Genomic DNA, 13,271 nt, shown 5'->3' with positions numbered 1-13,271 from the left:
TCCCTTCTCTCTGTTCACTATCGTTTATTTAAAATTATAGCATAATAATATGGTGAAAGGCTTAGTTAGTAAAGTGTTAGTATAAGAAGAGTGTAAAATTCATAAGCTCTCTTTTTAATTTATGATAATAGGGAATGAATACAAAGAAACCCCACAAAGAAATTAACTTCTCTGTGGGGTTTATTCTTATAAAGGATGTCAATAAAACAAACCTTTACTCTATTAATTAAAGCATTTCTGAAGTTGTTTTACCTTGCATGTGAAGAACTAGGTAGTCTGGTCCGCCTGCTTTTGAGTCAGTACCTGACATGTTAAATCCACCAAATGGTTGGTAACCAACGATTGCACCAGTACATCCACGGTTGAAGTATAAGTTACCAGCGTGGAAATCTTCACGTGCTTTTTCGATGTTTGCACGGTTGTTAGAGATAACAGCACCTGTTAAACCGTATTCAGTGTTGTTAGCAATTTCTAAAGCGTGATCAAAGTCATTAGCTTTGCAGAATGCTACAACTGGTCCAAAGATTTCTTCTTTCATTAAACGAGCATCTTCTTTAACGTCAGCAACGATTGTTGGTTTGATGAACCAACCAGTAGAATCGTCTCCTTCTCCACCTGTTACTACACGGCCTTCTTCACGTCCGATTTGTACGTAGCTCATTACTTTATTGAAAGCAGCTTGGTCATTAACTGGACCCATGTAAGTTGAACGGTCTTCTGGGTTTCCAACAGTTAATTCGTTAGTTAATTCAATTGCACGAGCAAGAACTTGATCATACACATCTTGGTGAATTACTGCACGAGAACATGCTGAACATTTTTGACCAGAGAATCCGAATGCAGATGCAACGATTGATTTAGCAGCTAATTCTAAATCAGCTTCTTTATCAACTACCATTGTGTCTTTACCGCCCATTTCAGCGATAACACGTTTTAACCAGATTTGACCTGGGTTTACTTTTGCAGCGCGCTCATAAATACGGATACCTACTTCTTTAGAACCAGTAAAGCTGATGAAACGAGTGCGTGGGTGATCAACTAAGTAATCTCCTACTTCAGCACCACTACCTGGAACGAAGTTTACTACTCCTGCAGGTAATCCAGCTTCTTCTAATACTTCTAAGAATTTGTAAGCAACTACTGGAGTTGTACTTGCTGGTTTTAATAGAACAGTGTTACCTGTTACTACAGCAGCTACAGTTGTTCCAGCCATGATTGCAAATGGGAAGTTCCAAGGAGAGATTACAACACCAACTCCTAATGGAATGTAGTTGAAACGGTTATATTCACCAGGACGGCTTTCAACAGGAATTCCGTCTTTTAATTGTAACATTTGACGAGCATAGAACTCTAAGAAATCAATTGCTTCAGCTGTATCGGCATCTGCTTCATTCCAAGGTTTACCAGCTTCTTTAGTTAATAGAGCTGAGAATTCGTGTTTACGACGACGAATAATTGCAGCCGCACGGAATAAGATGTCAGCACGAACTTCAGGTTTAACTTTTTTCCATGTATTAAAAGTTGTATCAGCAATTTGCATAGCTTTTTCAGCTAAGTCACGGCTTGCTTTAGATACAGAACCAATAACTTCTTTATGATTTGAAGGATTTACAGATACGATCTGTTCTTCTGTAAAGATACGCTCTCCACCAATGATTAGTGGATATTTTTCACCTAAATAAGATGAAACTTTTGCTAATCCTTGTTTGTATTGTTCTTGATTTTCCTCTAAGCCAAAGTTTGTAAATGGCTCATGTTTGTAAGGTATAACCATTGAATAAATCCCCCTTTAGTTTGAAAATAGCAACAACTGTAACCGTTTTTCTATCAGTTTTTTCAGTCAATTGCTAGTAGAATAACTACTGTATAAAAAACTCACAATTACATAATACAATATTCCTATATATTCTTCAAATATGAAACGCTTACAGATTCTTCCCTTATATAAAAAAAAGGAAGAGTAGTCCTCTTCCTTTTAGTTATAAATATGCACACTTGGTTCCTTAGCATCTACATCTTTTACGATGAGTGCTTCCTGTCCATTTGATGAGAATATATTCGTCTCAACCTTTAAGTATGAAGGGAAATGGTCCATCATAAGTCCCGCCACATATTGAGTAAAAGCTATGACTTCTGCCTTACCATAAAATTGCATAGGTATATCAATTTTTAGTTGTATTAATTCATTATCCTTATAAAAACCTGTGCCTACAACGCCTGTATAATTCGGAAAATAATTTTCTATATCCGATTTAAAATTAACCATTTTCATTGCATCATCTCGATAATCTGCAGTTGCAGCAGCTGAAGGGAATAAATAGTACTTCTCATTTATTTTATCCCAATTACTAATCGAGAAGTCATTTCCAGAAACTGAAGTCATAGCAACATAGTTTCCAGGTACTACAGATGACTGGCTTTGCTGACGGAAAATAGCAAATGTGATTGGTATATCTTTAAATTCGTCCATTTTTCGCACTCGCGTCAAAATTTCTTGTGCTATCGCTTTACCTTGTTTAATCATTTCATCTTGAGGAATTTTAAGCTCTCTTGGGTAGCCGTGCTCCTCTTGATAATAATAAACAGAGTTCATTGCTAAACCAATTGCTACTCCCTCAACTTTAACTTCTTTTCCGTTCTTTTTTAGATAATCCTGCTCTAAAATAGAATTTAAAAAAATCGGAGCCTGTTTAGCCTTTTGATCTTCATTAAGATTTTTTGTATCCGTTTGAATTGGATTCAATCCATCATTTGTAATCGAATTCGGTTTTAAATTTGCGCTCTTAAGTGCATCTTGTTTTTGTTTAAACTGTGAAGGAGTATACTTCCTTTTTAGCCAAGATTCTACTGTTTTTTTACTTAATAATTGTCCTTCTTGATACAAGTAATCTTTTGTTGAATATTGCTCTTGTACAATTCGCATTAAACCTAATTCAAATTCACTAATATCAAGTCTATTATCGATATTTGCAACGACAGCACCTCTTGTTTTACTCGGCTTAAATGGAAGTATTGTCTTGTAGTAATCATTTGAAATTGAATAACGGGGTATTATTGCATCTTCCCCTTTTTTGTTATTGCTCTCTTGTACAACCTTATCTTCATTCTTTATTGATAATGAACAGCCAGATAAGATGAGCGAAAAACAACATAGGAGCATTCCTATACGTTTTTTCATTTAACTCACACCTTCTACTTATTAAGTGAACGAACTAATACTTCATTAATCCGCCCTCTAGTTGATTGAAATATTATTGTGGTTGAAGCTCTTTAATCATTCTCTCTTCATCCCAAACCTCGATATTTAATTTACGTGCAGCATCTAATTTCGATCCAGCAGCCTCACCTGCAATGACTAAATCAGTACTCTTACTAACACTTCCTGCTACTTTTGCGCCAAGTGCTTCTAATTGTTTCTTAGCTTCACTTCTAGTCATCTGTTCTAGCTTACCAGTTAACACTACTGTTTTACCAGCAAAAAGAGAATCCATATTTACATTTTCTACTTGAATCCCTTTATATTCAGTATTTACTCCAACAGTTTTAAACGTTGAAATAAGTTCTTTTACTTCGTCTTGTGAAAAATAATCATTAATTGACTGGGCCATTTTAGAACCAATTTCATTAATTCCGGTTATTTCCTCAACCGATGCTTCCACCAATCGATCAATTGTTTGGAAATGCTGTGCTAATGTTTTTGCTGCTTTAGCTCCAACATGACGAATACCTAAACCAAACAATAATTTTTCAAGTGAATTTTCTTTAGAAGCTTGAATTGCAGAAATTAATTTATCTGCTGACTTCTCTCCAAATCGTTCTAATGATAATAATTGTTCTTTCGTTAGAAGATAAAGATCTGTGAATGTCTTAATCAAATTAGCATCGAATAATTGCGATACTACTCTTTCACCTAAACCATCGATATTCATTGCATCACGAGACGCAAAATGAATTAATCCTTCTCGAATTTGAGATGGACAGAAAGGATTTACACAACGTAGTGCTACTTCACCTGCCACTCTTATTAACTCATGATCACATGAAGGGCAGTGAGTTGGCATTGCAAAAGGTTGTTCATCACCAGTACGACGATCTAATAATACATTTACGACTTCAGGAATAATATCTCCAGCCTTGCGAATAACGACTGAGTCCCCAATTCGAATGTCTTTTTCTTTAATTAAATCTTCATTATGAAGCGATGCACGTTTCACTACTGTACCTGCAACACGAACAGGTTCTAAAATTGCAGTTGGTGTTACCACACCTGTACGTCCAACACTTAATTCGATATCTACTAATTTTGTAACAACCTCTTCAGCTGGGAACTTATATGCAATAGCCCATCTTGGTACTTTAGCTGTTGATCCTAACTTTTTCTGAGTACTGTATTCATCCACTTTTATTACAATTCCATCAATCTCGTAAGGCAATGATGGGCGCTTTTCTTTCCATTCCTCAACGTATTCAATTACTTCTTCAATTGTATGGCATGTTTTGCGGAAAGTATTTGTTTTAAATCCAAGTTTGTGAAGATAGTCTAATGCTTCACTATGCTTTTGAATTGAAAATTCCTCAGCTGTTGGGAATCCATAAACAAAGAACGATAAATCTCTCTTTGCAACAATTTTTGGGTCAAGTTGGCGTAATGAGCCAGCCGCTGCATTTCTTGGATTTGCAAATAATTCTTCTCCATTCTTTTCACGCGATTCATTAACCTTTTCGAAGCTAGCTTTTGGCATGAATGCTTCACCACGAGCTTCTATTGTAATTGGCTCAGAAAGTCTTAATGGAATTGCTTTAATCGTCTTTAAATTATGCGTAATATCTTCCCCAACTGTACCATCACCACGAGTTGCACCTTTGATAAACAATCCATTTTCATATTGAAGTGAAACGGCTAAGCCATCTATTTTAAGTTCACAAACATAAGATACTTCCGCTGAATCCTGTCTAATTCTTTGGTCGAAATCTCTTAAATCTCCTTCATTAAACGCATTTCCTAGGCTTAACATTGGATGACTGTGAACGACTTTTTCGAACAAATCAATTGCCTGTCCACCTATACGTTGAGATGGAGAATCTGGTGTTAAAATAGTAGGATATTGTTCTTCTAAACCAATTAATTCATGTAACAGTGAGTCATACTCGGCATCTGGCACTGATGGCTGATCTAATACGTAATACTCATAGTTGTATTGATTTAATTTTGTTCTTAGTTCTTCAACTTTATCAATGATTTTTTGATCCAAGTGCTCTCCATCCCTTCTATGCTTTCGTAATTGGAGCAAATTTTGCTAATAAACGCTTAATACCGACAGGACTTGGGAATGCAATATCTAACTCCATTGCTTCTCCTTCTCCTTTTACACTTACAACTGTACCAATTCCCCATTTACCATGAGAAGCTTTATCTCCAACTCGCCAACCGAGTGACTCGCCGCCTGTTGTTTTCATTGCAACTGCTGGTCTCGAAACAGCACGACGCTCAGTTACTACTTTCTTATTTGCACGATCTAATAGTTCATCAGGAATTTCATTAATAAAGCGAGATTCTTGGTTTACACTAGTGCGACCATAAAGTGTACGCGTTTGAGCATTTGTAATATATAAATCCTTTTCCGCACGTGTTATACCTACATATGCTAATCTTCTTTCTTCTTCCATTTCTTCTTCGTCCATTAAAGATCGGCTATGAGGGAAAATACCTTCTTCCAAACCTATTAGAAAGACTACTGGGAACTCTAATCCTTTTGCAGAGTGAAGCGTCATAAGTATAACTTCATCTGCTTGTGACTCTTCTTTATCCGCTTGATCGATATCAGAAACCAATGCTAAATCAGTTAAAAATGATACTAAGCTTTTATCCTCACTGCTTTCTTCAAAAGCATTTGTAACTGTTAAAAACTCTTCAATATTTTCGATTCTAGAAGCAGATTCAATTGTATTTTCATCTTTTAACATTTGGATATAGCCTGTTTTATCAAGTACTTCTTCAACTAGTTCAGTTACTGATAAATAATCTAGCATCTGTTGCCAGTTTTTCGTCATAGCATGGAAATCTCCAACTGCTTTCGTGATTTTTCCACTTAATCCAACGAAATCAATTTGCTCTAAAGTATCAGATAAAGATAAGTCATTCATTATGCTATAGTTAATAATTTTATCTACAGACGCCGCGCCAACACCACGTTTTGGCACATTAATAATTCTTGAAAAACTGATCTCGTCATCTGGATTGGCTATAAATCTTAAGTAAGCAAGTACATCTTTAATCTCTTTACGATCATAGAACTTTACTCCGCCGACCATTTTATAAGGAATATTAGACTTAACTAAAACTTCCTCCATTGCACGTGATTGTGCATTCGTACGATATAGAATTGCAACGTCGCCATATTGACGAACGCCTTCTTTTTTCCACTCGGCTAGCTTCCCAGCTACGAAATATCCTTCGTCTTGTTCAGAGGCAGCTCTAAAATAATGAATCGGAGTACCTTGTCCATTTTCTGTCCATAGCTTTTTCGCTTTACGATTTGAATTATTCGTGATAACTGCGTTAGCTGCATCAAGAATCGTTTGAGTCGAACGATAGTTTTGTTCTAACAGAATAACTTGTGCTTTTTCGTAATCTTTTTCGAATGAAAGAATATTAGAAATATCTGCTCCACGCCAGCGATAAATTGATTGGTCTGAATCACCTACAACGCAAATATTTTTGAATTGCTCGGCAAGTAATTTTACAATTTTATATTGAGCATGGTTTGTATCTTGATACTCATCCACGTGAATATATTGAAATTTTCGTTGATAATATTGTAGTACTTCTGGTACACGTTCAAACAAGTTAATTGTCATCATAATTAAATCATCGAAATCTAAAGAATGATTTTTACGTAGTCGATCTTGATAAGATGCATAAATTTCTCCAACAACTTTTTCAAATGGAGTAAAAGCATCTCTTGAATAATCTGCAGCAGTTTGTAGTTCATTTTTTGCACTACTAATAGTTCCTAGAATACTACGTGGATCAAATTTCTTTGAGTCTAAGTTTTTCTCTTTAAGGATATTTTTTATTACTGTTAATTGGTCAGTTGTATCTAATATAGAAAAGCTTCTATTGAAGCCAATACGATCAATATCTCTACGAAGGATACGTACACACATTGAGTGAAATGTTGAAATCCAAATATCTTCTGCATCTTTTCCAACTAGATTAAAAATACGCTCTTGCATCTCTCTAGCTGCTTTATTTGTAAATGTGATCGCTAGTATATTCCAAGGAGCGACACCTTTTTCACCTAATAAATACGCAATTCGATGTGTTAGTACTCGAGTCTTACCTGAACCTGCTCCAGCCATAATTAATAAAGGACCATCAACCGTTTTAACGGCTTCTTTTTGCATTGGATTTAAACCTTGCAATAATTCTTCTGCTGTTTTCATTACTTCGTCGCTCCTTCTTTCACAGCTTTCACAGTAAGTAAAGCCTCTTGTAAGTTATCATATATAATATTTCCAACAACAATCGTATCAGCAAATTGCTTCATCTCAATTGCTTGTTGAGCTGATGAAATTCCCCCACCATAGAATAATTTCGTATTGTTTAATACTTTTGATACTTCTTCTACCACCTGGGGTGAACCATATGTGCCACTATATTCTAAATAAAAAATCGGTAATTTTAATAATTGCTCAGAAACTTCCGCATAAGCTACAATATCTTCTACTGAAAGATCTGTCACTGCACTTGTCAGCTTTGCAGCCTTACAATTTTCATTTAATATACAATAACCTTCCATTACCAATTCTTCAGCATGAACTAAATGAGCGAATTCTTTCATTGCTTGTTGATGCATTCCAATAATCCACTTTGGATCATTACTATTTAAAACTGTCGGGATAAAATAGAAATCATAACCTGGAGTTACGGCTTCAAGATTTGATACCTCTAAAATACATGGTACTGCATAGCGTCTTATTCTAACTAGTAGAGATATCGTAGCATCTAACGTTACATCGTCCGTTCCTCCAACTAAAATTGCATCCGTTCCTGACTCGCAAATTTTTTCTAATTCATCATCAGAGATTTCTTTGTTTGGATCTAATTTAAATATGTGATTCCATTGTGAATAATCGTACATTTTGTCCTCCGGAATTGTTTTTTAACATTAATTTATCTATTTTTATTAAGTACTTTTTATCAAAAATATAAATGTATTGTATCTTATTAAAAAGGAAAAGTAACCCTACGTCCCCATTTTAAGTAATTAATACTAATTGTTTCCTATGATATTGAAACAATTAAAGGGAAAAATGGTAAAGAGTGATGTAGTCACTGATACTTATTATAAGGGGAGTTACTGTTGAGACCAAATATTAGCATTATAAATGCACTTATACGTATAACTGCTGGTTTAACAATTTTAGCTTACGGCACAGCAAAGCTCACACGCAGAAGATGTAGTAATTCTGTAATCATTTTGATCATAATCGGTGCCATGAAAGTTGCAGAGGGAGTATTACGTTTTTGCCCAATGACTGCTCTAGGTAAGAAATGTAAGATTATGGCAGATAAACACGATGAGGGAGATACATTCGAAGATTACATTCAACCTTCATAAAAGTAGTTTATCAAAAATGGAGTAGATTGTATAGATAAAAATAGAACACTAGTTCCTATTCTATCAAGAAATAGGGTCGTCATTGATAATAAATGACGACCCTTTCTTACTAATTATTTACTTTAATTGCTTTATGCGCTATATCGTGGCGATAGAATAAGCCAGTTGATTGAATCGTGTCAATTTGCTTATATACATTTTCGCAAGCTTCATTAATTGAGCTTCCTTTATGCGCAATAATTAATACTCTTCCACCATTTGTAACATATTCATTATTTTCAAGTTTTGTTCCTGCGTGGAAAACCATCGTTTCATTACTTACATTATTTAATCCAGTTATTACAGCGCCTTTTTCAGGAACTTCAGGATATCCATTTGCAGCAAGCACAACTCCAACAACAGCTTCCTCTGACCATTCTAAATGGATTTCTTCTTCATTTAATATTCCTAGCAACACTTCAGCTAACTCACTCTCTAAACGAGGTAATACAACTTCAGTCTCTGGATCCCCAAATCTTGCATTAAACTCGATTACTTTAGGTCCCTGGCTTGTTAACATTAAACCTGCATAAAGTATTCCAGTAAAATGTCTTCCTTCAGAAATCATTGCTTCTGCGACTGGTACTACTATTTCTTTTAAAGATTGTTCAACAACTGACTCTGAGATTTGTGGTACTGGTGAATAAGCACCCATACCACCAGTATTAGGTCCTTTGTCTCCATCATAAGCACGTTTATGGTCTTGAGCGATTACCATAGGATAAACCTTATTCCCGTTAACAAACGACATTAGCGAGAATTCTTCGCCCTCTAAATATTCTTCTATTACTACAGATGCACTTGCATCGCCGTACTTTTCATCAAGTAGCATGTCATGAAGGCTTATGATTGCTTCTTCAATTGTCATCGCTACAACTACACCTTTACCAGCTGCTAATCCATCAGCTTTAATAACAATCGGTGCACCAACTTTTTCAACATATGCTTTTGCTTCCTCAAAATTAGTAAATGTTTCATAAGCTGCAGTCGGAATAGCATATTTTTTCATTAAATCCTTTGTAAAGCTTTTACTTCCTTCAATAATTGCCGCTTCCTTAGTTGGACCAAAAATCTTTAAATTAGCAGCACGAAAATCATTTACAATTCCGTTCATTAAAGGAACTTCAGGACCAACGATTGTTAAATCAATTTCTTCCTTTTTTGCAAATGCAATAAGTGCTTCATGGTCACTTTCATCAATATTGACAAGTGTTGCAACATCAATCATTCCATCGTTTCCTGGAGCAACAAATACGTCTGTTACATTCTCCGATTGATTTACCTTCCAAGCAATTGTATGCTCACGGCCTCCTCGACCAATGACTAATACTTTCATCTTGTCATCTCCTTATTTCTTAATGTTTAAAGTGACGAACCCCTGTAAAGACCATTGCAATTCCATATTCATCAGCTTTTTTTATTGAATCTTCATCTTTGATTGATCCGCCTGGTTGAATAATTGCTGTAATACCAGCTTTAGCCGCTGCTTCTACTGTATCATTCATAGGGAAAAATGCATCTGAAGCTAACGCTGCGCCATTTGATTTTTCGCCAGCTTGTTCAATCGCAATTTTTGCAGCTCCAACGCGATTCATTTGACCTGCACCAACACCGATTGTCATATGATCTTTTGCTAAAACAATCGCATTTGATTTAACATGTTTTACAACTTTCCAACCTAATTTTAAATTCTCCCACTCTTCTTCAGTCGGTTGACGTTTTGTAGGGACTGTAATTGTTGAATCATCTAATCCAAATGTATCCATATCTTGACGTAATAAGCCACCATGAACTGTCGTTAATTTAGGAGCAAACGTAGGCTTAGTTTCTAAGTCCACTGTCAATAAACGTAAGTTCTTTTTACTAGTTAAGATTTCTAAAGCTTCTTCACTGAATGAAGGAGCGATAATAATTTCTAAGAATAATTCATGCATTTTCTTAGCTGTTGCAGCATCAACTTCACGGTTTGTCGCAATAATTCCTCCAAAAATCGAAACTGGATCAGCAGTATAAGCACGATCATAAGCTTCTTCAATTGTAGTGCCTTCGCCTACTCCACAAGGATTCATGTGTTTTACAGCGACAACAGCTGGATTGGAGAATTCGCGTACAATATTTAATGCTTCATTTGCATCATTAATATTGTTATAAGAAAGCTCTTTACCATGTAATTGCTCTGCATAAGCAATAGATGAAACTGTTGGCATTGGAGCACGATAGAACGTTGCTTTTTGGTGAGGATTTTCACCATATCGTAAAGATTGTTTTAATTCGTAAGTAACAGTATAGCTTTCAGGATTTTCTTCTCCTACTTGCTCTGTTAAATAATTAGAAATTAATGAATCATAAGCTGCAGTATGGCGGAAAACTTTAGCAGCTAATCGACGGTTCGTTTCAATAGAAACCGTATTTTTTTCAGCTAACTCAGCTAAAATTACTTCATAATCTGTCGGGTCAACTACTACAGATACAAACTCATGATTTTTAGCTGCTGAACGAAGCATTGTAGGGCCACCGATATCGATATTTTCAATTGCATCTTCAAATGTAACATCAGGCTTCATAATCGTTTCTTTAAACGGATATAAATTTACACAAACTAAATCAATTGGCTGAATACCTAACTCGTTCATTTGACGCATATGTTCTTCATTTGAACGAACACCTAGTAAACCTCCGTGAATTGAAGGATGTAATGTTTTTACACGACCATCCATAATTTCTGGAAAGTTAGTTACTTCTGAAATACCAATTACATTTAATCCAGCATCTTTTAATAAATTAAAAGTTCCACCTGTTGAAATAACTTCAAAATCATGTTTAATTAATCCACTTACAAATTCAATAATCCCTTGTTTATCTGAAACGCTAACTAAAGCTCGTTTTTTCATGATACATTCCCCTATCTAATCGATTTCATGCTCTATATCTAATCTAGTTAACTAAACAATTTTTTTAGTGTTTGCACATATAAAACATGCTCGACACTATGAACCTTCTGCTCAAGAGACTCCTTAGAATCTCCCTTTTCAATCAGAATTTCTTCTTGCGCAATAATTGGACCAGTATCCATTCCTTCATCGACATAATGAACTGTTACTCCAGTCGATTCGACACCAGCTAGGAGAGCTTGACCAATTGCGTCTTTTCCAGGAAATAATGGTAGAAATGAAGGATGAATATTTACAATTTTCCCAGGAAATGAGTCTAAAATTGTCGGACCAATCAATCTCATATAACCAGCTAATACGATAAATTCGACATTTAACTCTTTAAGTTGGGCAATAATTTCACCTTCATACTGCTCTTTTGATTCATAGTTTTTCGCTGAAAATATAAATGATGGAATATTTGCTTGCTTTGCTCGTTCGATACAAAATGCATTTGGACGATCACAAACAAGTAATTTCACTTCAGCATTCACTTCTCCGCTTAGAGTTGCATCAAGAATGGCTTGAAAGTTACTGCCATTTCCTGAAGCAAATACGGCAATCTTCTTCATTACAGAGAACCTCCGCCAAAGGTTACACCTTCACCTGCTTTTGTTCTTCCAATAATAAATACTTTTTCTCCGTCTTCTTCTAATAGTTTAATAGTGTCATGTAAGTTCTCTTCACTAACCGCAAGAACCATACCAATACCCATATTAAAAATATTAAACATTTCTTCGCGCTTCAATTCACCAATCTCTTCTAATAAATCAAAGATTGGTTGGATCGGCCATGAACCGTAATCAATTTCTGCACCGATTCCTTCTGGAAGCATTCTAGGGATATTTTCAATAAACCCACCACCAGTAATATGTGCCATACCTTTTACTTCAAACTTTTTTAGGACATTTAAGATTGGTTTTACATAAATTTTAGTTGGGCGTAGTAGTTCTTCACCTAAAGTATGACCTAATTTATCAATGTGTTGATCAAGTGTTAAGCCACCTTTTTCTAATAAAACTTTACGAACTAGAGAATATCCATTACTATGGATCCCGTTTGATGAGATTCCTAATAAGATATCTCCTTCTTTAATGCTTTGTCCTGTTACAAGCTTCGGCTTGTCAACAATCCCTACTGCAAAACCAGCAATATCATATTCATCTTCTGGATACATTCCAGGCATTTCTGCAGTTTCTCCACCGACTAATGAGCAGCCTGCTTGAACGCAGCCATCAGATACACCTTTTACAATTTGCTCAATTCGTTCAGGTACAGCCTTGCCAACTGCTAAGTAATCTAGGAAAAATAAAGGCTCCGCACCTTGAACCACAATATCATTCACACACATCGCGACTGCATCAATGCCAATCGTATCGTGACGGTCCATTTGGAAAGCTAATTTTAATTTTGTTCCTACTCCATCTGTCCCTGATACAAGAACTGGTTCTTTATAGTTGAATTTGGAAAGATCAAACATTCCTCCAAATCCTCCTAATCCACCAAGAACTTCTTGACGCATTGTTTTTTGAACGTGTTTCTTCATTCTGTTCACTGCTTCATAGCCAGCTTCGATATCTACTCCAGCTTGTTTATATGCATTCGCCATGTGATGATTTCCCCTTTCAGTCCTTATGAATAGATTCAATTGAAAAGAGGCGGCGACTGCTCACCGCCT

At 35.6% G+C, this 13,271-nt stretch carries 10 protein-coding genes; 1 reads left to right on the top strand and 9 read right to left on the bottom strand.

The annotated features are described in order from the left end of the window. Positions 1 to 226: 226 nt before the first annotated feature. The 5 genes from pruA to EP747_RS13705 form a co-directional block, all read right to left on the bottom strand. Complete coding sequence (gene pruA / locus EP747_RS13725) at positions 227 to 1,774, bottom strand: L-glutamate gamma-semialdehyde dehydrogenase (RefSeq protein WP_129690703.1); 1,548 nt, start codon at positions 1,772 to 1,774, stop codon at positions 227 to 229. A 201-nt stretch (positions 1,775 to 1,975) separates the two neighbouring features. Continuing rightward, complete coding sequence (locus tag EP747_RS13720; protein WP_129690702.1) at positions 1,976 to 3,178, bottom strand: CamS family sex pheromone protein; 1,203 nt, start codon at positions 3,176 to 3,178, stop codon at positions 1,976 to 1,978. 73 nt (positions 3,179 to 3,251) lie between these two features. After that, positions 3,252 to 5,252, bottom strand: coding sequence for an NAD-dependent DNA ligase LigA (gene ligA / locus EP747_RS13715; protein ID WP_129690701.1), 2,001 nt, complete (start codon positions 5,250 to 5,252; stop codon positions 3,252 to 3,254). A gap of 16 nt (positions 5,253 to 5,268) precedes the next feature. Next, positions 5,269 to 7,446, bottom strand: coding sequence for a DNA helicase PcrA (pcrA, locus tag EP747_RS13710; RefSeq protein ID WP_129690700.1), 2,178 nt, complete (start codon positions 7,444 to 7,446; stop codon positions 5,269 to 5,271). After that, entirely contained in the window at positions 7,446 to 8,144 is a 699-nt protein-coding gene (locus tag EP747_RS13705; RefSeq protein ID WP_129690699.1) for a heptaprenylglyceryl phosphate synthase, read from the bottom strand. The genes pcrA and EP747_RS13705 overlap by 1 nt, the downstream gene beginning before the upstream one ends. A gap of 222 nt (positions 8,145 to 8,366) precedes the next feature. Between EP747_RS13705 and EP747_RS13700 the strand changes: the two genes are divergently transcribed. Further along, positions 8,367 to 8,624: a YgaP family membrane protein gene (locus tag EP747_RS13700; RefSeq protein ID WP_069032652.1), complete on the top strand. Its 258-nt coding sequence runs from the start codon at positions 8,367 to 8,369 to the stop codon at positions 8,622 to 8,624. 109 nt (positions 8,625 to 8,733) lie between these two features. Here the strand turns inward: EP747_RS13700 and purD are convergent, their stop codons facing one another. The 4 genes from purD to purM are packed head-to-tail and all read right to left on the bottom strand — an operon-like array spanning position 8,734 to position 13,202. Then, positions 8,734 to 9,999, bottom strand: coding sequence for a phosphoribosylamine--glycine ligase (gene purD / locus EP747_RS13695; protein WP_129690698.1), 1,266 nt, complete (start codon positions 9,997 to 9,999; stop codon positions 8,734 to 8,736). Between the two features lie 19 nt (positions 10,000 to 10,018). Beyond that, the gene (gene purH, locus EP747_RS13690; protein ID WP_129690697.1) at positions 10,019 to 11,554 is read right to left on the bottom strand and encodes a bifunctional phosphoribosylaminoimidazolecarboxamide formyltransferase/IMP cyclohydrolase; all 1,536 of its coding nucleotides are present in this window, start codon (positions 11,552 to 11,554) and stop codon (positions 10,019 to 10,021) included. 47 nt (positions 11,555 to 11,601) lie between these two features. Beyond that, on the bottom strand, positions 11,602 to 12,165 hold the full coding sequence (gene purN, locus EP747_RS13685) for a phosphoribosylglycinamide formyltransferase (protein WP_129690696.1): 564 nt from the start codon (positions 12,163 to 12,165) through the stop codon (positions 11,602 to 11,604). Then, positions 12,165 to 13,202 (bottom strand): phosphoribosylformylglycinamidine cyclo-ligase, encoded by a 1,038-nt coding sequence (gene purM, locus EP747_RS13680; RefSeq protein WP_129690695.1) that lies wholly within the window; start codon positions 13,200 to 13,202, stop codon positions 12,165 to 12,167. Before purM ends, purN begins: the two co-directional genes overlap by 1 nt. Positions 13,203 to 13,271 lie beyond the last annotated feature (69 nt).

The sequence above is a fragment of the Gottfriedia acidiceleris genome (genome assembly GCF_004138285.1).
GTDB classification, from domain to species: Bacteria; Bacillota; Bacilli; order Bacillales; family Bacillaceae_G; genus Gottfriedia; species Gottfriedia acidiceleris_A.
Note: the sequence above shows the minus strand (reverse complement) of the source record. Positions and strands in the feature narration are given on the sequence as shown.